General features: G+C 71.3%; 14 protein-coding genes. 8 read left to right on the top strand and 6 right to left on the bottom strand.

The annotated features are described in order from the left end of the window. Nucleotides 1-19: 19 nt before the first annotated feature. The 5 genes from pcaB to ACFYZS_RS15495 all read right to left on the bottom strand — a co-directional run bounded on the left by pcaB (nt 20) and on the right by ACFYZS_RS15495 (nt 6,937). The gene (pcaB, locus tag ACFYZS_RS15515) at nt 20-1,456 is read right to left on the bottom strand and encodes a 3-carboxy-cis,cis-muconate cycloisomerase (protein ID WP_389011803.1); all 1,437 of its coding nucleotides are present in this window, start codon (nt 1,454-1,456) and stop codon (nt 20-22) included. Then, nucleotides 1,453-3,441, bottom strand: coding sequence for an FAD/NAD(P)-binding protein (locus ACFYZS_RS15510; RefSeq protein ID WP_389011800.1), 1,989 nt, complete (start codon nt 3,439-3,441; stop codon nt 1,453-1,455). Before ACFYZS_RS15510 ends, pcaB begins: the two co-directional genes overlap by 4 nt. A 94-nt stretch (nt 3,442-3,535) precedes the next feature. Continuing rightward, nucleotides 3,536-5,152 (bottom strand): class I adenylate-forming enzyme family protein, encoded by a 1,617-nt coding sequence (locus tag ACFYZS_RS15505; RefSeq protein WP_389011797.1) that lies wholly within the window; start codon nt 5,150-5,152, stop codon nt 3,536-3,538. Nucleotides 5,153-5,249: 97 nt separating this feature from the next. After that, nucleotides 5,250-5,792, bottom strand: a complete 543-nt coding sequence (locus ACFYZS_RS15500; protein ID WP_030869773.1) for an SRPBCC family protein — start codon at nt 5,790-5,792, stop codon at nt 5,250-5,252. Between the two features lie 164 nt (nt 5,793-5,956). Then, entirely contained in the window at nt 5,957-6,937 is a 981-nt protein-coding gene (locus tag ACFYZS_RS15495; protein WP_389011794.1) for an NADPH:quinone reductase, read from the bottom strand. Nucleotides 6,938-7,162: 225 nt separating this feature from the next. On the opposite strand from ACFYZS_RS15495, the gene ACFYZS_RS15490 reads away from it, so the two are divergent. The 8 genes from ACFYZS_RS15490 (at nt 7,163) to ACFYZS_RS15455 (ending at nt 15,834) form a co-directional block, all read left to right on the top strand. Beyond that, nucleotides 7,163-8,335, top strand: coding sequence for a 3-deoxy-7-phosphoheptulonate synthase (locus tag ACFYZS_RS15490; protein ID WP_389011791.1), 1,173 nt, complete (start codon nt 7,163-7,165; stop codon nt 8,333-8,335). A gap of 19 nt (nt 8,336-8,354) precedes the next feature. Then, nucleotides 8,355-9,125, top strand: a complete 771-nt coding sequence (locus ACFYZS_RS15485) for a 2,3-dihydro-2,3-dihydroxybenzoate dehydrogenase (RefSeq protein ID WP_389011788.1) — start codon at nt 8,355-8,357, stop codon at nt 9,123-9,125. A gap of 98 nt (nt 9,126-9,223) precedes the next feature. Beyond that, nucleotides 9,224-9,847: an isochorismatase family protein gene (locus tag ACFYZS_RS15480; protein ID WP_389011786.1), complete on the top strand. Its 624-nt coding sequence runs from the start codon at nt 9,224-9,226 to the stop codon at nt 9,845-9,847. Beyond that, the gene (locus ACFYZS_RS15475; protein ID WP_389011783.1) at nt 9,844-11,748 is read left to right on the top strand and encodes an anthranilate synthase family protein; all 1,905 of its coding nucleotides are present in this window, start codon (nt 9,844-9,846) and stop codon (nt 11,746-11,748) included. The genes ACFYZS_RS15480 and ACFYZS_RS15475 overlap by 4 nt, the downstream gene beginning before the upstream one ends. 132 nt (nt 11,749-11,880) lie before the next feature. Then, the gene (locus ACFYZS_RS15470; RefSeq protein ID WP_389011781.1) at nt 11,881-12,903 is read left to right on the top strand and encodes a 3-oxoacyl-ACP synthase III family protein; all 1,023 of its coding nucleotides are present in this window, start codon (nt 11,881-11,883) and stop codon (nt 12,901-12,903) included. A gap of 72 nt (nt 12,904-12,975) precedes the next feature. Further along, a complete protein-coding gene (locus tag ACFYZS_RS15465; protein ID WP_389011778.1) occupies nt 12,976-13,800 on the top strand; it encodes an arylamine N-acetyltransferase in 825 nt (274 codons plus the stop codon). Between the two features lie 16 nt (nt 13,801-13,816). Then, nucleotides 13,817-15,430, top strand: a complete 1,614-nt coding sequence (locus ACFYZS_RS15460; protein WP_389011775.1) for an FAD-dependent monooxygenase — start codon at nt 13,817-13,819, stop codon at nt 15,428-15,430. A gap of 212 nt (nt 15,431-15,642) precedes the next feature. Then, nucleotides 15,643-15,834 (top strand): hypothetical protein, encoded by a 192-nt coding sequence (locus ACFYZS_RS15455; protein ID WP_389011772.1) that lies wholly within the window; start codon nt 15,643-15,645, stop codon nt 15,832-15,834. An 85-nt stretch (nt 15,835-15,919) separates the two neighbouring features. Here the strand turns inward: ACFYZS_RS15455 and ACFYZS_RS15450 are convergent, their stop codons facing one another. Next, nucleotides 15,920-18,856, bottom strand: a complete 2,937-nt coding sequence (locus ACFYZS_RS15450) for a BTAD domain-containing putative transcriptional regulator (protein WP_389011769.1) — start codon at nt 18,854-18,856, stop codon at nt 15,920-15,922. Nucleotides 18,857-19,146: the final 290 nt, after the last annotated feature.

Below are 19,146 nucleotides of genomic sequence, written 5' to 3'. Positions count from 1 at the left end.
CTGGTTTCTCCCTTGTCTGTCAGGCGGTTGGTCCGCGGGGTGGCGACTGGGGTACGTCGGCCAGCGCGCGGTCGACGAGGGCGCCGGCGGCGCCGCTGTACCCGGCCGGGTCGCACAGCTGCGCGATGTACTGCGCGTCGAGTCCGTGCCCGGCCCCGGACATTCCGGTGAGCACGGCGCCCAGGGGCCGCCCGCTCTCGGCGGCGGCGGCCGAGGCCTCGGTCAGCAGCTGCTTCGCGGCGGCCTTGCCCAGGCGCGGGGCGAGGCGGGCCGCGATGCGCTCGGAGACCACCTGGCCTCCGGTGAGGTCGAGGTTCTCCCGCATGCGGGAGGCCCGGACCTCCAGCCCTTCGGCGAGTTCGACCGCGGTGTGGGCGGCGCCGCCGGTCAGGCGCAGGCACTCGCGCAGCAGTTGCCATTCGGCGTGCCAGACGCCGGCGGCGCGCTCGTCCTCGGTGACCAGGCACTGGGTGAGCCCGGCGGCGATCACCGGGACCTGAAGGGCGGCCGCGCGGATCAGCGTGGCGAGCACCGGATTGCGCTTGTGCGGCATGGCGGAGGAGCTGCCGCGGCCGGCGGCGGTGGGTTCGGCGACCTCGCCCACCTCGGTCCGGGTCAGCGCCTGCACGTCGACCGCGATCTTGCCGAGGGCGCCGGCGGTGAAGGCCAGCGCGGCGGCGAGGTCGGCGAGCGGGGTGCGCAGCGCGTGCCAGGGCAGCACCGGGCGGGCGAGTCCGGTCTCGGCGGCGAAGGCGTCGACGAGCCGGTCGAGGTAGGGGTGGGCGGTGTCGGCCGCCACGTCGGGGCGGTCGATGTCGGCGTATTCGAGGTAGCCGGCGAGGGTGCCGGCGGCCCCGCCGAGCGAGACCGGCAGGCCTTCGTCGAGGACGCGGGCGAGGCGGGCGTCGGCGTCGAGGACGAGGGAGCGCCAGCCCGCGGCCTTGAGTCCGAAGGTGGTGGGGACGGCGTGCAGGGCCAGGGTGCGCCCCGCCATCAGGGTGTCGCGGTGGGTGCGGGCGAGGCCCGCCAGGGCCTGCGCGGTCCGGGCGAGGTCCGCCCGGACCAGGCGCAGGGCCCTGGCCGCCACCAGCATGGCGCCGGTGTCGAAGATGTCCTGGCTGGTGGAGCCCCGGTGGACGAAGTCGGCGGCTTTCGGATCGATGCCGCGGACCACCGCGGTGAGGGCCTGGACCAGGCCCACCACCGGGTTCGCGGTCTCCCGCGAGGCGAGCGCGAGGGCCCTCAGGTCGAACCGCTCGGCCTGGGCGGCTTCGGTGATGACGGCCGCGGCTTCCTCCGGGAGGGTGCCGAGGCCGGCCTGGGCCCGGGCCAGGGCGGCCTCGGCGTCGAGCATGGCCTGCAGCCATGCCCGGTCGCCGACGGCCGCCTCGGCCGCGGTGCCGGCCCGCACCGGAGAGAGCAGGCCGGCGTCCACGAGAAGACCCTCGTCGGTCATACGATCACGCCGGGCAGCGTGTCGTCGGCCGGCTGGTCGGCCACGGCGCGGATCCCGGCCGGCAGGCTCGCGACCGGCGGCAGGGCCAGGACGGCGCGGGCGATGGCGTCGGAGTCGCCGAGCGTCACCGAGTCCACGCCGGGCCGGATGCCGGCCGCCGTGACCCAGTGGACGGACTCGGTCGGCACCCCGTAGGCGAAGCGGCGCGCGTGGGCGGTGCCGCGGGCGTCGATGAGCCGGTACGGGCGCTCGGTGACCGCGAGGCCGCCGGTCTGGTAGCCGCCCTGCTCGCCCGAGATGACGTACGGCTTGGCCTGGTCGGTGTCCAGCAGGTGCTGGAGCAGCGGGTCGGAGGTGCGCCGCAGGTCGGGCTCGGGCAGCCGGGACTCGATGAGCACCTGCGCCTTGATCTGCGGGCCGGGCACCGACGTGGACGCGGCCACGTACGTCTGGGCGTCGGTGTCGATGCGGACCTGGGTGCCGGGCCCGGTGACCGTGAGGATGCCCGCCTCGATGAGGGCGATCATCTCCTCGATGCGGGTGGCCGGCGGGCCGATGGAGAGGAAGCCGTTGAGCGGGGTGTACCAGCCCTCGAGGTCGTCGCGGTGCGAGTCCCCGTCGAGGCCGCCGTGGTCGACGGCGAGCCGGACCTCGTTGCGCAGGTCGCGCAGGACGTCCAGGGCCGACTTGATCGGGCCGCTGAGGTTGCCCTGGCGGGCGGCGGCGACGTCGGCCGCGAGGTACTCCACCAGCCAGCCCTGGAAGTCGTCACGGTCGGCGAACTGCCGGTCGCCGTAGGGGACGGAGAGCTTCTCCCAGCTCCAGTGCTGCTCCTCCGGGATGCCGTACTCGGCGAGCAGCCAGGCGCGGGCCTCGTTGTCCTCGGTCTCCAGGTAGCGCTCGGTGAACGCCTCGCGCTCCTCCGGCTGGCCGTTGGCGGCGAGCAGCGCGCCGTAGTAGACGCTCTCGACCTCCAGGGAGATGAAGGGCCACAGGTCTTCCTTGAAGGTGACCCGGCCGCCGGAGGCGGCCCGCTCGCGCAGGGCCCGCACGTAGTCCGGGGTCAGCAGCTTGGGGAAGTAGCGGCCGTACGCGCCCTTCTCGTTGTCGCCGCGGGCGTGGTACGGGATGCCGCGCCGGGAGAAGGCGTACAGCCGGGGCTCCTGCCCGGACGGCTGGTAGGTGAGCTTGCCGTCCTCGTTGCGGACGAAGGAGCCGCCGCGGCCGTGGCTGAACAGCGCCATGTAGTCGAAGAAGTTCAGCCCCAGGCCGCGGACGAGCACCGTCTGGCCGGGCTTGATCGCCGCGAGGTCCTTGTCGGCGGGGTTGCCCGGCGTCAGGTAGGTCAGGTAGTGGATGCGCGCCAGGGACGCGGTGCGCGCCTCGCGCGGGGTCAGCCGGGCCGGGACGTGGCCCTGGGCCAGGATGATGGCGTCGAGGTCGTTGAGGCGGGTGCCGTCCTGGAGCCGGACGCCCTGCGGGCCGCCCGAGATGCCGAGGGTGTCGGCGATGGCCACGGCGCGCGAGCGGTGGACGTGGACGGTGACGTGCTTGGGGGCGCCGACGATGACGCGCTGGAAGCACTCGCTGAGGTAGTTCCCGTAGAAGGCGCGGGTGGGGTAGGTGTCCGGGCCCATGGCCGCGGCCTCGGCGAGGGTGCCCTCGTCGTAGTCGCCGAACTGGCCCAGCACGGAGAGGGACTTGGCCCACTCGAACAGGGTCGGACCGGGCTCGATCGGGCCGTCGATCTTGCAGCTGTCGTCGGTGTAGACGGTGATCTGGCAGGCGACGGTGTTCATCAGCAGGTGGCGGGACTGGCCGGAGCGCCAGACCTGGCCGGCGCCGGGCGCGGCCGGGTCCACGACGTGGATGGCGACCGAGTCGTGAACGGGGTTCTCCCGCTCGTTGGCGACCAGGCGCTCGACGACGGACAGGCCGCGGGGGCCTGCGCCGACGACGGCTATCTCTACGGACGAGCTGCTCATGCGATATCTCCGATGCTGTGGGTATGCAGGGTGGGAGCCGGGCCTGTGCGGTGGCGGGCCGGGTGCGGTGGCGCGTCGGGCCTCACCGGGGCGCTCAGGCGGCGTCGGCTTTGACCTCGGTTCCGGTTGCGGCTTCGGCTTCGGCGCCGGCCTCCGCCCCGCCCGCGACCAGTCGCGCGAGCTCGAGGCGCTTGATCTTGGTGGTGGAGGTCTGCGGGACGTCCTCGAGGCGCCACTGCACCGGGGCGGCGAGCTTCGGCAGGCCGATGACCGCGGACTTCCACGCGATCAGGTCGAGGGGCTTGTCGTCGCGCGTGCAGACCACGGGGACCGGGACGCCGTCGGCGCCGGGGATGATGATGACCTCGATGAGCTCGTGCAGCCGGGTGAAGAGCTTGTCCTCGATCTCCAGGGTCGAGCCGATGCCCGGGATCTCGTCGACCTCGCGGTCGAGCAGGTGCAGGCAGCCCCACTTGGTGCGGTAGCCGAGGTCGCCCATGCGCCACCAGCCGTCGTGGACCTGCTTCTCCCAGCGCTCGTGCTCGGAGAGGTAGGTGATGATGCGACCGTCGGACTTGATCTCGATGAAGCCCGGGTTCTCCTTGGTGACGGGGTTGCCGTCACGGCTGACGACGCGGACGCCGGTCATGCCGGGGAACGGGGATCCGACGCAGCGGCCGTCGAAGTCCGCGCCGCCCTTGCGGGTGTAGGTGCGGGCCGCGATCGGGCCGACCTCGCTCTGGCCGTAGGCCTGGGCGAAGAGCGCGTTCTTCCGCTTGCTCGCCTTGAGCAGGATGCTGACCGTGCGCGGGTGGATCGCGTCGAAGGTCGAGCTGAAGTACTTGACGTTGGCGAGGGGGCCTCGGGGGTCCTCGGCCAGTGCCTCCCAGCGCAGGAACGTGTTGGGGTGCGCCTCGATGAACCCGGGCGGGACCTGGGCGAAGATGTCGCCGACGGTCTCCGGGTCGTCCTCCTTCAGGACGATCAGGGTGTGGCCCTGGAGGATCGAGATCGGCATCGCCGTGAACATCCGGGAGTGGACGAACGACACGTGGACCGCGACCGGTTCGCGCTTGGGGACGGCCGAGAAGACCGTCGCCTGCGGGCGGTAGCGGGCCTGGAACGTGTGGCCGGTGTGGACGGCGAGCTTCGGGGTGCCGGTGGTGCCGGAGGTGTGCGTGATCAGGGTGGGGTGGTCCGGCGGCATCGGGATGGCCGGGACGCGGGGGGCACCGGCGAGCGAGGCCAGCTCGATGGCCTTGCCGAAGGATCCCTTGGTCAGCAGCACCTCGGCCGTGATGTCGAAGATCTCGGCCGGCAGGTTGTCGTCGAGCTTTTCCTGGTCGGTGATCAGGAAGGGCCGGTCGATGCGGCGGACCAGCGTCGCGACCGTCTCGCCGTCCAGCTTCGGGGACAGCAGGGCCGGGATCGCGCCGATGCGGGCGATCGCGCAGGCCAGCAGGGAGATGTCGAAGCCGTCGGACTTGTGCACGACGACGTGGTGGTTGGGCCGTACGCCGACCGACCACAGGCGGGAGGCGAAGTCGTCGATCAGGTCCGCGAGTTCGGTGAAGGTGGGGCGGCGCCCGAGCTGCGGGGCGATGTCCAGGTCGTGGTCCATGACCACGAGGCCCGCGGGGGTGCGGGCGGCCGCTCGGTCGAAGAGCGTACCCAGCCGGATGCCCTTGTTTCCTATGCGCTGGAGAAGCATGGCCTCGTTCTCTCAAGAGTGTCTTCGATGGCGTACGGGGATCGGGCCGGCACCGGGAGGGAGGCCGGTGCCGGCGTCCGGGTGCGACAACGCAGGCTCAGCGGCCTTCGACGACGTCGCGGATGCGGGCGAGGGTGGCGTCGAGGTCCCCTTCGAGCTTCTCGGTCCAGTCGGTGATGAACTGCTTGCGCTGGACCTCGTCGAGGTCGGCCACGATCTTGTGGATGCCGGCCGTCGCCTTGCCCATGCGGAAGTGGTGGACGAGGACCGAGCCCTCCTGGGCCGGCTCGATGTCGAAGCCCCAGATGGACTCCTGGTCCTCCTGGGCGTGGGTCAGCATCACCCAGCGGAAGGTGCGGCCGGGCTCGGCCGCCGTGATGCGGGCCTCGGTGTACCAGGTGCCGCGGACCAGCGGGGCCCAGCCGACGACGTCCTCGGCGCGCAGGTTCTCGCCGCGGAAAATCGCGCCGACGCTGGAGGGTTCACCGGAAATCCACTCGCCGCCCTGGCATTCCGGGCTCCACTCGGCGCTCCGGGTCAGGTCGCTGACGACGTCGTAGATCTCCTGCGCGGTGGCCGCGACGGGAATGTCCGCGCGGACCTCGAAAAGCGGGGTCGAGTCGATGATGGAGTTCGTCATGGCCGAAATACTGCTGCTCGCCCATTCGCCGCTCAAGGGTCTTATCCCAGGTCCATCAGGTCTTTTACCCGTGTATTGCACAAGGAAATTCGAGACATGCGGGAGCGGCGCCGCGATAAATGGTTCCACGGCGCCGCCGGCAGGTTTTTCCGCAGCTTTGCCCGTCAGGAACGGGCGCGCAGCACCAGCTTTCCCGTCACCTTGCCCTCGTCCAGCAGGCGGTGCGCCGTGGCCGCTTCCGACAGCGGCAGCACCTCCGTGCCGCGCGGCCGCAGCAGCCCGGCGGCCGTCAGCCGGTTGACGTGGGCCGCCGCCTCGGCGAGCCGGCCCGCGGTGGCGTGCGAGATCGCGAAACCGCGCACCGAACAGTCCTTGAGGTAGAGCGGCCCCACGGGCAGCACGGGACGGGTGCGCATGCCCGAGAGCAGCACGATCCGGCCGCGGCTCGCGAGCAGGTCCACCGCGGTCTCCAGGTCGTTGCGGGCCGAGGTGTCGACGTGGATGTCCACTCCGCCCGGGGCGAGCTCGCGGATCCGGCCCGGCACGTCGGAGTCGTTGTAGTCGACGACCTCGGCCGCGCCGAGCTCCCGTACGTAGTCGAAGTCGCGCGGCGAGGACGTCGCGATGACCCGGGCTCCGGCCTGCGCGGCCATCGTGACCAGCGCACTGCCCACGTTGCCCGCGGCCCCGAGCACCAGGACGGTGTCGCCGGCGGTGATCCGGCCCTGGTCGAAGAGGGCGAGGTAGGCCGTGACGGCCGGGTGCGCGAGGGCGACCGCGTCGACCGGGTCCACCCCCTCGGGCAGCGGGTAGAGCCGCTCGGCCGGGACGACGGCCAGCTCAGCGGCGGCGCCCTGGCGGCCGTCGTGCCCGAGGCTGTTGCACCAGACCCGGTCCCCCGGCGCGAACCGGTGGGCGACCGCGGGACCGGCGGAGCGCACGGTCCCCACGAGGTCCCGGCCGATCACGAAGGGGAACTCCAGCGGGGTGCGCCAGGCACCCGAGCGGACGAAGGTGTCGACGTGGTTGACGGAGACGACGTCGACCTCGACGAGCACGTCGGACGGCCCCGGCTGCGGAGCGGGCAGCTCACCGAAGCGGATGAGCTCCGCGGGACCCAACTGTTCGATATAGGCGGCATGCATGGTCCGGATTCTGTTCGCAACCGCCGCCGCAGGAAAGTCCCTGCCGCTTTTCAGTCAGGTGTGACTTAACCGATCACCGACGGCTTTGTCAGGTGCGGGCGCGGCACCTGACGGAGTTCCCGTCGGCGGGTGGGTGCCACCCCAATTACCCAGCAGCATCGATAATCCGCCACCCCTCAGTTCTGCCCATACGCCAGACTTGGGCCCATTTCCTGGGAGTTTCCTGTGGTTACAGCTTCACTCACCGTCAGAAAAGCGTCCGCCCTACAACAGCCCGACTGGGCCGATTTCCCCGAACTGGCCAAAGTAAAGGACGACCTTTCCCAGCGTCCTGCGCTGGTCAATGCCGGAGACGTCCGCCGCCTGCGCTCCCACCTCGCACGGGTGGCGGCGGGCGATGCCTTCGTGGTCCAGGCGGGCGACTGCGCGGAGGACCCGTCGGAGTGCGACGCCGGCTACATCGCGCGCAAGTCCGCCCTCCTCGACATGCTCGCCGGCACGCTGAAGATGATCACGCACAAGCCGGTGGTCCGGATCGGCCGGCTCGCCGGCCAGTTCGCCAAGCCGCGCTCGCGCCCGACCGAGGTCGTGGACGGGGTCGAACTCCCCGTCTACCGCGGGCACATGGTCAACGGCCCCGGAGTCGGGCTGGCCGACCGCCTTCCCGACCCGTTCCGCCTGCTCTCCGGATACCGCTCCGCCGCGCAGGCCATGGCCCACCTCGGCTGGACCGACCCGGCCCGCCGCTCCGGCATCTGCCCGCCGGTGTGGACCAGCCACGAGGCACTGCTGCTGGACTACGAACTGCCCATGATGCGCTGGGACGAGGAGGGCAGCCCGCTGCTGACCTCGACCCACTTCCCGTGGATCGGCGAGCGCACCCGCCAGATCGACGGACCCCACGTGGACATGCTGGCCGGGGTCGTCAACCCGGTCGCCTGCAAGGTGGGCCCGTCGATGGAGCCGGAGGAGCTCATCGAGCTCTGCCGGCGCCTCGACCCCTGGCGCGAGCCCGGCCGCCTCACCCTGATCGCCCGCATGGGCGCCGACCTGGTCGCCGAGCGCCTGCCCGCGCTCGTGGACGCGGTCCGGCAGGCCGGACACCCGGTCATCTGGCTGACCGACCCCATGCACGGCAACACCTTCTCCGCCCCCGGCGGTCACAAGACCCGTCTGGTCGCCACCGTCGTCAAGGAGATCCAGGGCTTCCAGGCCGCCGTGGCCCAGGGCGGCGGGATCGCCGGCGGTCTGCACCTGGAGACCACCCCGGACGACGTCACCGAGTGCGCGAGCGGTGAGGACCAGCTGGACACGGTCGGAGACAAGTACACGAGCCTGTGCGACCCCCGCCTCAACCCGAACCAGGCATACGCCGTGGTGACGCAGTGGCGAGCCTGAACCAGCAGGGAGATTGGACATGGAGAACAAGGTCGCCCTCGTCACAGGAGCCGCGGGAGGCATCGGTCTTGCCGTAACCCGCCTGCTCGCCGAGGAGGGCGCGACCGTGGCAGCCGTCGACCGCGACGCCGACAGGCTGCGCGAGTCGGTGGAGAAGCTGGCCGCCGACGGACTGGACGTCCACGCCCACCCGGCCGACGTCACCGTCACCCGGCAGGTCGAGGCCGTCGTCGACGCGGTCGAGAGCGAACTCGGCCCGCTCGACTTCCTCGTCAACACCGCGGGGATCCTGCGGCTGGGCGAGGTACGGGACTTCAGCGACGAGGACTGGCTGCAGACCTTCGAGGTCAACGTCAGCGGCGTCTTCCGGCTGTCCCGCGCCGCCGTCAACCGGATGATCCCCCGCAACCGCGGGGCCATCGTCACCGTCGCCTCGAACGCCTCCGGCACCCCGCGCACGGCCATGGGCGCCTACGGCGCGTCCAAGGCCGCCGCGACCATGCTCACCAAGACGCTCGGCCTGGAGGTGGCCAAGCACAACATCCGCTGCAACATCGTGGCCCCCGGGTCCACCGACACGGCGATGCTCGCCTCCATGTGGGAGGACGAGCAGGGCCCCGCGCGGACCATCGCGGGCAGCCCCGAGTCCTACAAGGTCGGCATCCCGCTGGGCAAGCTCGCCCGCACCAACGACATCGCCGAATCCGTGCTCTTCCTGCTCTCCGACCGCGCGGCACACATCACCCTGCACGTCCTCACCGTGGACGGCGGAGCGACGCTCGGCGGCTGAGCCGACCCCGCCCGCGCCGCTCCACCCGTACGACCCGCCCGTCCCCTCCCATCCGCCCAGCGCACCCCTTCGAGGAACAGACATCCGAGAGGACATTCATGGCCGGCATACCGACCATCGAGCCCTATCCCCTCCCGACCGCGGGAGACATTCCCCCGTCCATACCCCAGTGGTCCTTCGACCCTGACCGGGCCGTACTGCTCGTCCACGACATGCAGCGCTACTTCCTCGCGCCCTTCCCCCAGGCGCTGCGCGCCGAGCTGACCGACAACGCCGTACTGCTGCGCGAGCACTTCAAGGCCCACGGCGCCCCCGTCGCCTACACCGCGCAGCCGGGCGGCATGACCCCCGAGCAGCGCGGGCTGCTCGCGGACATCTGGGGCCCCGGGATGCGGACGACGCCCGAGGACCGCGAGGTCGTCCCGGCGCTCGCGCCCGATCCCGAGGACTGGGTCTGCACCAAGTGGCGCTACAGCGCCTTCTTCAACACCGACCTGCTGGAGCGCATGCGCGCGGCCGGCCGGGACCAGCTCGTCATCTGCGGTGTCTACGCGCACGTCGGCGTGCTGACCACGGCCATCGAGTCCTTCAGCCACGACATCCAGACCTTCCTGGTCGCGGACGCGATCGGCGACTTCAGCGAGTCGGAGCACCGGCTGGCCATCGACTACGCGGCCAAGCGCTGCGCGGTCGTCACCACCGCCAAGGAGATCGCCGGATGACCTCCCCACTGCTGGCCCGCGTCCTGGGCCCCAATCCGCCCCCCTTCGCCCTCCTCTACCGCCCCGAGGCCACGGGCCCCGGGATCCTCGACGTGATCATCGGCGAGAGCGCCACCGTGGACTCGCTGGCGCAGCTGCGTGCGTCAGGTGCCGCGGGCGCCGCGGCCGCGCCGGCCGGCGGCGGCCCCCGGCACGAGGTGCTCGCGCTGGTCCCGTACCGGCAGATCTCCGAGCGGGGCTTCGCCGCCCCCGAGGAGGACACCCCGCTGGTCGCGATGACCGTCACCGGGCAGGAGCAGATCTCGCTCGTCGAGGCGCTCGCCCGGATCCCCGACCTGCCGATCGAACTCGAAGGAGGGGAGTTCGACGTCTCCGACGAGGAGTACGCGGACACCGTGCGCCGGGTGATCTCGGACGAGATCGGCGAGGGCGCGGGAGCCAACTTCGTCCTCAAACGGTCCTGGACCACCGGCATCCGCTCGTACTCCACCGGGCACGCGCTGACCCTCTTCCGCCGGCTGCTGCAGCGGGAGTCGGGCGCGTACTGGACCTTCGTCGTGCACACCGGCGAGCGCACCCTCGTCGGAGCCAGTCCCGAGCGGCACGTGAGCCTGCGCGCGGGCACCGCCGTCATGAACCCGATCAGCGGCACGTACCGCTATCCGGCGGCCGGGCCCTCGCTGCCGGAGGTGATGGACTTCCTCGCCGACACCAAGGAGGTCGACGAGCTCTACATGGTGGTCGACGAGGAACTGAAGATGATGGCCCGGATCTGCGAGGGCGGTGCCCGCGTCGACGGGCCGTACCTCAAGGAGATGGCCCGCCTCGCCCACACCGAGTACTTCATCGAGGGCCGCAGCACGCGGCCCCCGGAGGAGATCCTGCGCGAGACCCTGTTCGCCCCGACCGTCACCGGCAGCCCGCTGGAGAGCGCGGCCCAGGTGATCGCCAAGTACGAGCCCCGGGGCCGCGGCTACTACAGCGGCGTGCTGGCGCTGATCGGCCGCGACGAGCAGGGCGGGGACGCGCTGGACTCCTCGATCCTGATCCGTACGGCCGACATCGGCGCCGGCGGCGAGGTCCGCATCGGGGTCGGCGCCACCCTCGTACGCCACTCCGACCCCTGGTCGGAGGTGGCCGAGACCGCGGCCAAGGCGGCCGGGCTGCTCGCGGCCCTCGAATCGGGCGGCGGCCAGGCCCGGTTCGCCACCCATCCGCACGTCCGCGCGGCCCTGGAGGACCGCAACCGCACGATCGCCGGCTACTGGTTGAAGGAGGACCGGGAGCGGGCGGCCGTGGATCCGGAGCTGGCGGGCCGCAAGGTGCTGGTGGTGGACGCCGAGGACACGTTCACGGCGATGATCGCCCGCCAACTGGACTCCATCGGACTGGAGGTGACGGTCCGCCGGTACGACGAGGCGTACTCCTTCGACGGGCACGACCTCGTGGTGATGGGCCCCGGCCCGGGCGACCCCCGGGACGGCTCCCACCCCAAGATCGACCACCTGCGCACGGCGATACGGACCCTGCTGGACGAGCGGCGGCCCTTCCTGGCCGTCTGCCTCAGCCACCAGGTGCTGTCGACCGCGCTCGGCTTCGATCTGGTCCGCCGCGGCGAACCCAACCAGGGCGTGCAGAAGGAGATCGACTTCTTCGGCAGGCCCGAACGGGTCGGTTTCTACAACACCTTCGCCGCCCGCTCCCTGGTCGACTCGGCCGTCGTGCCCGGTGTCGGGCTCCTGGACATCAGCCGCGATCCGGAGACCGGGGAGGTGCACGCGCTGCGCGGCCCGCACTTCGCGTCGATGCAGTTCCACGCCGAGTCGGTGCTGACACAGAACGGACCGCGCATCACCGGGGACCTGCTGGCCTCGCTGACCGCGCGGATGCTCGCCGCCTGACGCGGCGCGGGGCGGTCCGGCCGGTCCGGACCGCCCCGCGACCCCGTACCTGACAAGGTCCCACGGACGCCGTTGTCGGCATTTTCCCGGGACGGAACCATGAGTTTCACGCAGTGTTGAGGAGTCGTAGAAATGATCACGACGGGAAATCACGGTGCGCGCAATGCTTTTTCGGTGGGCGTGCTCGGTACGGGGTCGTACGTACCGGCTCATGTCGTTTCCAACGAAGAAGTCGGAGCGCCGGCCGGAGTCGATCACGAATGGATACTCGGCAAGACGGGAATACGCGAGCGGCGTTGGGCGAAGCCCGATGAAGCAACATCCGATCTCGCGGTGATCGCGGGGCGGGCGGCACTGGAGAGTGCCGGAATCCGCGCCCGTCAGCTGTCGTTCATCGTGGTGGCGACCTCCACCCCCGACCAGCCCCAGCCGCCGACGGCGGCCGTGGTCGCCGCCGAGCTCGGCGCCGACCAGGGCACCGCCGCCTTCGACGTCAACGGTGTCTGCACGGGCTTCCTGTTCGCCCTGGCCACGGCGCAGGGCATGCTCGCGGCCGCCACCGGCGAGGGCTACGCCCTGGTCATCGGCGCCGACGTGTACTCCCGGATCCTCAATCGCGAGGACCGGCGCACCACGATCCTGTTCGGCGACGGCGCGGGTGCCGTCGTCCTCGGCCCGGTCGCCGGCGAGGGACGCGGCGTCCTCGCGAACCGGCTGGCCAGTTATGCGGCCGACCGCCACCTCATCGAGGTCCCCGGCGGCGGCAGCCGGATTCCGGCCACCGCCGAAACCCTCGCCGAGGGGCTTCAGTACTTCACCATGAACGGCCGGGGCGTGCGCGATTTCGTCGCCGAGAACGTCCCGCCCGCCATCGACGCATTCCTTTCGGAACGCGACCTCACCCCGGCGGACATCGCGCATTTCGTTCCGCACCAGGCCAACGGACGCATGCTGGAAAACCTCTCCGAGGAAATCGGCGTGGGCACCGAACGCACCTGGACGACGTACGAGAGGTACGGAAACACCGGCTCCGCCTCCGTCCCGATCACCCTCGACCGCGCGGCCCGCTCCGGCCGGCTGGCCGAAGGCGACCTGGTCCTGCTCGCGGGCTTCGGCGGCGGCATGGCCCTGGGTCTGTCGCTCATCCGCTGGTAACCCACCTCCCGCGGCCCCCTCCCTCCCTGCCCTCCCCTGCCCGCGGGGGGCGACACCCTTCAAGGAGATTCCATGCTGGACGCAACCCCGATCGACGACGCCCGGGTCGACGCCTACCTCACCCGGATCGGCGCGAGCCGCCCCGCGCAGCCCGACCTCGCCGGACTGCGGCACCTGGCCGAACGCGCCGTGCTGTCCGTCCCGTTCGAGAACCTCGACTACCACCTCGAAGGCCGCGAGATCCACATGGATCAGCGCTCCGTCGACAAGGTGGCGATCGACAACCGCGGCGGCGGCTGCTACGAGGTCAACCCGGCGCTCGGCTTCGTGCTGGAGGCCCTGGGCTACGAGGTGGACATCCTGCCGGGCCGCGTGCACCGGCCGGAGGGCCTCGGCCCCTTCCTCGGCCACCTCGCGCTGAAGGTCACCATCGGCGACAAGGTGTACCTCGTCGACACCGGCTTCGGCCGCAACAGCCGCTTCCCGCTCGACTTCACCAGCCGCGAGGTCCAGAGCGACCCGCACGGCGAGTACCAGCTCAAGGACGTCGAGGGCAAGCCCGGCACCGTCGACCTGTGGCTCGGCGGCCGCCCGCTGTACCAGGTGGTCGAGACCCCGGTCCGCATCGAGGACTACGGCCCGTCGCTGTGGTGGTACCGCACCGCGCCCGACTCCTCCTTCATGCAGGCCCTGTTCTGCTCCATCCGCACCGAGAACGGCCTGGTGACCCTCAAGGGCCGCCACCTGAACGTCGTCGACGGCGAACAGCGCACCAAGACCGTCCTCCAGGACGACGCCGAGGTCATCGCCGCCTACAAGACCCACTTCGGCATCAGCCTCGACCGACTGCCCACCGAGCCGGAGAACTCCACCACCACCGGCGTCCGCACCGACTGAGAGAGTCCCAGAGGCCATGGCTGACCTGATAGCCGGCGAGAGCCGGCCCACGAGAGAGGGCGCAGCGGTACCCGCCGCCGGGGCGTCCGACCTGGACGTCCTGGTGGTCGGGGCCGGCCCCACCGGCCTGCTGACCGCCGTCGAACTGCTGCGGCGCGGCATCCGGGTCCGCGTGATCGACCGTGCCGTCGAACCCATGCTGACCCCCAAGGCCCTGTCCGTCTGGCCGCGCGCCCTCGACATCCTCGAGGACACCGGTCTGGGCGGCGTGGTCGACGAGGAGTCCGTACGGATCAACACGCTGAGCTACTTCTCCGAAAGGCGCCCGCTGGCCTCCTTCGGGTTCTCGGACGACCTGGCGTGCCGCACCCTGCCCCAGCACGTCACCGAGCGGCTGCTCACCGAGCGGCTGGAGGCGCTCGGCGGCAAGATCGAGCGCGGGGTGCGGCTCCTGGCCCTGGACGGTCTGGACTACTCCGGCCGGATCGAGGCCACCGACGGAGTGACGGCGGTGCTGGAGACCCCCGAGGGGCTGCAGCGGCTGAAGGTGCCGTTCATCGTCGGCGCGGACGGCGCCGGCAGCGCCGTGCGCGGCCAACTCGGCGTCGGATTCGAGGGATCGACGTACGAGATGGCCTTCGCACTCATCGATGCGCGCATCGATGGGTACCTACCTCCCGACGAGTGCCACTTCTACCAGTCCGCCAACGGCGCGCTGGTGATCGTGCCCATCCCGGGCGGGATCTTCCGGTTCCTGTCGGTGATGCCCCAGGGCGGCGGCGAGGTCGACGTCCCGATGATGCAGGCCGTCATCGACGAGCGCGGGCCCCGCGGCGTACGGATCAAGGAGGCGGTTTGGAAGGCCGTGTTCCGGGTTCACGCCCGGCGGGCGAGCGAGTTCCAGCGCGGCCGGGTCTTCCTTGCCGGCGACGCCGCCCACGTGCACAGCCCGGCCGGCGGGCAGGGCATGAACAACGGCCTCCAGGACGCGCACAACCTCGCCTGGAAGCTGGCCTCGGTGATCAGGGGCGAGTCCCCCTCCTCCCTGCTCGCCTCCTACGGCGAGGAGCGGGCGGAGGTCACCCGCCAGCTCGTGCGCGACACCGACTTCCAGACCAGGGCCTGGCTGTTCAAGTCCAAGGCCTCGGTGGCGGCGCGCGACGCGGCGTTCCGGCTCCTCGACCGGACCGGGATCGTCTCGGAGTTCTACGCCCCGGTGATGGCCGGCCGCCGGCTCTCGTACCCGCCGGTCCGCGACACCCAGCAGCCCTCGGGCTGGACGGGCTGCCGCGTGCGCCGCTCGCTGCCCGGCGCGCTGGAGGTCGGGGCGGTCTTCCCCCGCCGTCTGGCACTCGCGTACGGGATCTCGGGACCGGACGCGGATCCGCACGGCTGGAACTTGGCGGTCGTCCCGGACGGGAACAGGGCCTGGGAGGAAGAATTGGGCCACATCGTGGCGCAATGGCCACTGTTGCGACAAGTGACGCTTCGGCGCCGCGACGCCGCCGCACAGGCCGGATGTCGCTCCGCGGGGTACTACCTGATCCGGCCGGACGGTCATATCGCGGCTCACGGCCATGCGCGGGATCTGGGACTGCTCGAAGCGGAACTCCGACTCTCCTTTTCTTGAGCGGCAATCCACCGATATCCGAACGACGATATTCGGCCAACCAAATACCGGATAGCGCACCGGTTTTCTCGTTAGACTGCCCGTTCCCGTTCCGTTCCCATACCACCACCCGCTCAAGCGGGAACGGAGAGGGACTGGAGCAGGAAGCCCCGTTGCGAATCTCTGTCATGTCGAAAGCGACACGGGATTTCACAACAAACAAGGGGAACGAAATGCGCGGCAAGTTCGCTGGTCTGGTCGGTATCGTCGCCCTCGCCCTCACCCTCGGCCTGGGTGCGGCGGTCGAGCAGGACCACCAGGCCAACGGCACGAAGGGGCACTCCATCCTGGCTGACACCAAGGGTCCGGGCGTCGCCCCGGCCACGCCCCCGACCACGCCGCCGACGCCCCCCACCGGCGCCTGATCCACCCCCCGCGCAAGCAGTGGGCCCCGTCCGAAACCGGACGGGGCCCACTGCTTTTGTCGTACCGCCGTGCACCGCGCTCCGATCAGAGGGTGCGCCGCCCCTCGGGCGGCACCCCCATGGCCTCGAAGAGCATGTCGGCCCGTTCCCGGTACTGTGCGGCGTCCGGCAGGCCCAGCGGCCCGGCCGCTGCCGCCATCCCGTCCAACGCATGGGCCATCTCGACCCGGTAGCCCATGCCCTCGGCACACGTGAAAGCGCGCTCGTGCAGGCGCAGGGCTTCTTCGTACCGGCCGTTTCGGTTGTGCTTGAGCGCCAGGACGTTGTCCACCCTGGAGCGCCGCTGCGGCGAGATCGTCGAGTTGAGCAGCTCCAGCGCCGTGGCCTCCTGCTCCTGCGACCGCCGCGTGTCACCGCGTCGGTCGCAGAGGTCCGAAGAGACGGCGCAGATGAGTACGAGAACCTCATCCGGGCAGGAAGAGCCGGTGTTCAGCGCCCGCGAGAGGCTGGACTCCGCTTCCCCGAACGCCCCGTTGCCGCAGTACGCCAGGGCCAGAGTCGTCCAAGCCAGGGCCTCCTGCTCCGGGAACCGGAAGGCACGGCACAGCTCGATCGCCTGTCGCGCGGCGTCGAGCGCCTGCTCGTACTGGCCGAGCGCCAGGCAGACCGTGCCGACATTGTTCAGGTCCTCCGCCTGCTGCTGCGGAAGCTTGGTGCGGTCCCCTCCCTTGAGCTCCCCCACGGCCTGCGTCGTGTAGTCGTACGAGCTCGCCAGGTTCCCCAGCGCGTAGTGCGCGATCCCCAGCAGGCCGAGGGCAACCGTTTCGTCGTCCGGGCCCCCGGCCTTCCTGGCCCAGTCCAGCGCTTCCTCCGCAGCCTCCACGGCCTCGTTGAGCCGGCCGAGCTTCCAGCACGCCACGCCGAGGTTGTTGAGGGTCTGGCAGATCAGCAGGGGATCGGCCATGCTGCGCGTCGCGACGAGTCCCGCCCGGCACACCGCCTCGAACTCCGCGAACCGCCCGCGGAGGTTCAGGTGGAAGGACGCGTTGCGGGCCAGGGCGAACACCAACTGGGGGCTGTCCTCGTGGCCGCCCCGGGCCAGGAGGGTTTGGATGCCCGCGGACTCCCGGTCGAACCACTCCAGGGTGCGGTCCTCGCGCCGCATCGGCGGCAGCGCGTAGGCGGTGTCGGGCACGTCCACGTGCATGCTGCGGCGGCTGGGGAACAGCAGCGTGCACGCGGCCTCCGTCGCCGCCGTGTAGTAACCGAGCAGCCGGCCGTCGGCCTCCCGGGCCTCGCGCCCGCTCCTGCCCTGGCCGAGCGAGAGCGCGTACGTGCGCACCAGGTCGTGGAAGGCGTACATCCCCGGGTCGTTCTGCACCAGCAGGTGCATGTCGAGGAGGTCCTCCAGCATGTCCTCCGCGTCCCGGACCCCGGTCTCCAGCAGGGCGGCGGCCGAGTAGACGTCGACCTCCGCGCCCGGATGCAGGCCCAGCAGGCAGAAGGCGGCCTGGAGCTCCTCCTCCAGCGCCTTGTACGACAGGCTCAGCGTGGCGGCCACGCTGCGCTCGCCCGCGCTCAGCTCGTCCAGCCGGCGGGTCTCGTCCTCCAGCCGCTCGACCAGGTAGCGCACCGTCCAGCGCGGACGGTTGCGCAGCCGGGCCACCGCGAGCCGCAGGGCCAGCGGCAGGTGGCCGCAGAGATCGGCGAGTTCGGCGGCGGCCTCCGGTTCCCTGGCCACCCGGTCGTCGCCGAGGAGCTCGGTGAGCATCACCCGGCTCTCCTCCCGCTCCATCACCCCCAGCGAGATCCAGTCCGCGCCGTCCAGATCGACCAGCCGGGCCCGGCTGGTGACCAGCACCAGGCATTCGGTCGAGGACGGGAGCAGGGGCAGCACCTGGCCGGCGTCCAGGGCGTTGTCGAACAGGAACAGCAGGCGGCGGCCGGCCAGGGTGGCCCGCCACAGCCCGATCAGACCCGCCTCGTCGTCGGGGATGCTGTCCGCGGCCACGCCGAGGGTGCGCAGCAGGCCGGAGAGGGTGGCGGCCGGCCGCTGCGGCTTCTCACCGGGGGTGAAGCCGCGCAGGTCGGCGTAGAGCTGGCCGTCCGGGTACTCCTCGGCCAGCTGGTACGCGGTGCGCACCGCCAGCGAGGTCTTGCCGCAGCCGCCCATGCCGTCGATCGCGACGACCCGGGGTCCTTCCCCCGCGTCCTGCCGGCACGCATCCAGGACCTCGGCCAGCTCGCGCTCGCGGCCGGTGAAGTCGGGGATGCCTGGCGGCAGGGTGCAGGGAGCTCCGTGCAGCGAGGCGAGGGTCGGGAAGCGGCTGCTCCCGAGTCCGGACGGCGCGCCGGCGCCGTCTTCCGCCGCCGGGGACCGGGACGCGGGCGGACCGGCCACGGGGACCGGTCGCGGCGCCGGTCCGGCGAGGTCGGGGGAGGCGCGCAGGATGTCCTCGTACATCTTGGTGAGCTGCGCGCTGGGGTCTATGCCGAGTTCCTCGACGAGCAGTTCGCGGACCTTCGCGTACTCGGCGAGCGCCTCGGCCTGCCGTCCGGAGCGGTACAGCGCCAGGATCAGGTGGCCGCGCAGCGACTCCCGCAGCGGGTGCTGGGCGATGAGGGTGCGCAGGTCGCCGATGAGTTCCCCGGACTCCCCGAGCGACAGGCGCAGTTCGAAGAGCTGCTCGGCCGCCCCCAGCCGGCGTTCCTCCAGTACGGCGCCCGCGGCCTCGACCACCGAGCCGCCGGCGCCCGACATCACCGGGCCGCGCCACAGGGCCAGGGCGGCGCGCAGTTCGTCGGCCGCGGCCTCGGGGCGGTCCCCGGAGGCGGCGTGCCGCGCCTCCCGGATGTGCCCGTTGAACACGAGGAGGTCCAGCTGATCGCGCGCGACCTGGACCCGGTAGCCCGGACCGTCCGTGACGATCAGCTTCCCGCCCCCCGGGATCCGGCGCCGCAGGTCGGCGACGGCCTTGCGCACCTGGTGGGAAGCGGTTACCGGCGGTTCCTCATCCCACACCGCCTCCACAAGGCGGACAACCGGGACAATATTTCCCGGTTCGAGCAGCAGCGTGGCAAGAACTCGTTCGTGAATTTGACCGCCGAGCTTTAACCGGTGCCCTGCCGTCCACCCTTCAAGCGGTCCGAGAATATTGAAACGCACCTGGCTTTCCACCGAATTAGCCATGGCCTCCTTGCCCATCCCCCTCAATGCCCCCTGCTGAAGAGCCTTCACCAGGATCCTAAGAGCTTACGGGGGGAAGCGGTAGCGAAGCGGGAACGAAGCGGGAACGGCACCTCCGACAGTTG

The sequence above is a fragment of the Streptomyces sp. NPDC001903 genome (assembly GCF_042891345.1).
Taxonomy (GTDB): Bacteria; Actinomycetota; Actinomycetes; order Streptomycetales; family Streptomycetaceae; genus Streptomyces.
Note: the sequence above shows the minus strand (reverse complement) of the source record. Positions and strands in the feature narration are given on the sequence as shown.

Excerpts from the sequence above, each read along its gene's own strand:
- ACFYZS_RS15495 (WP_389011794.1), bottom strand. The coding sequence starts at position 6,937 with ATGCATGCCGCCTATATCGAACAGTTGGGTCCCGCGGAGCTCATCCGC.
- ACFYZS_RS15455 (WP_389011772.1), top strand. The coding sequence starts at position 15,643 with ATGCGCGGCAAGTTCGCTGGTCTGGTCGGTATCGTCGCCCTCGCCCTC.
- ACFYZS_RS15475 (WP_389011783.1), top strand. The coding sequence starts at position 9,844 with ATGACCTCCCCACTGCTGGCCCGCGTCCTGGGCCCCAATCCGCCCCCC.
- ACFYZS_RS15480 (WP_389011786.1), top strand. The coding sequence starts at position 9,224 with ATGGCCGGCATACCGACCATCGAGCCCTATCCCCTCCCGACCGCGGGA.
- ACFYZS_RS15500 (WP_030869773.1), bottom strand. The coding sequence starts at position 5,792 with ATGACGAACTCCATCATCGACTCGACCCCGCTTTTCGAGGTCCGCGCG.
- ACFYZS_RS15505 (WP_389011797.1), bottom strand. The coding sequence starts at position 5,152 with ATGCTTCTCCAGCGCATAGGAAACAAGGGCATCCGGCTGGGTACGCTC.
- ACFYZS_RS15465 (WP_389011778.1), top strand. The coding sequence starts at position 12,976 with ATGCTGGACGCAACCCCGATCGACGACGCCCGGGTCGACGCCTACCTC.
- ACFYZS_RS15470 (WP_389011781.1), top strand. The coding sequence starts at position 11,881 with ATGATCACGACGGGAAATCACGGTGCGCGCAATGCTTTTTCGGTGGGC.
- ACFYZS_RS15460 (WP_389011775.1), top strand. The coding sequence starts at position 13,817 with ATGGCTGACCTGATAGCCGGCGAGAGCCGGCCCACGAGAGAGGGCGCA.
- ACFYZS_RS15510 (WP_389011800.1), bottom strand. The coding sequence starts at position 3,441 with ATGAGCAGCTCGTCCGTAGAGATAGCCGTCGTCGGCGCAGGCCCCCGC.
- ACFYZS_RS15485 (WP_389011788.1), top strand. The coding sequence starts at position 8,355 with ATGGAGAACAAGGTCGCCCTCGTCACAGGAGCCGCGGGAGGCATCGGT.
- pcaB (WP_389011803.1), bottom strand. The coding sequence starts at position 1,456 with ATGACCGACGAGGGTCTTCTCGTGGACGCCGGCCTGCTCTCTCCGGTG.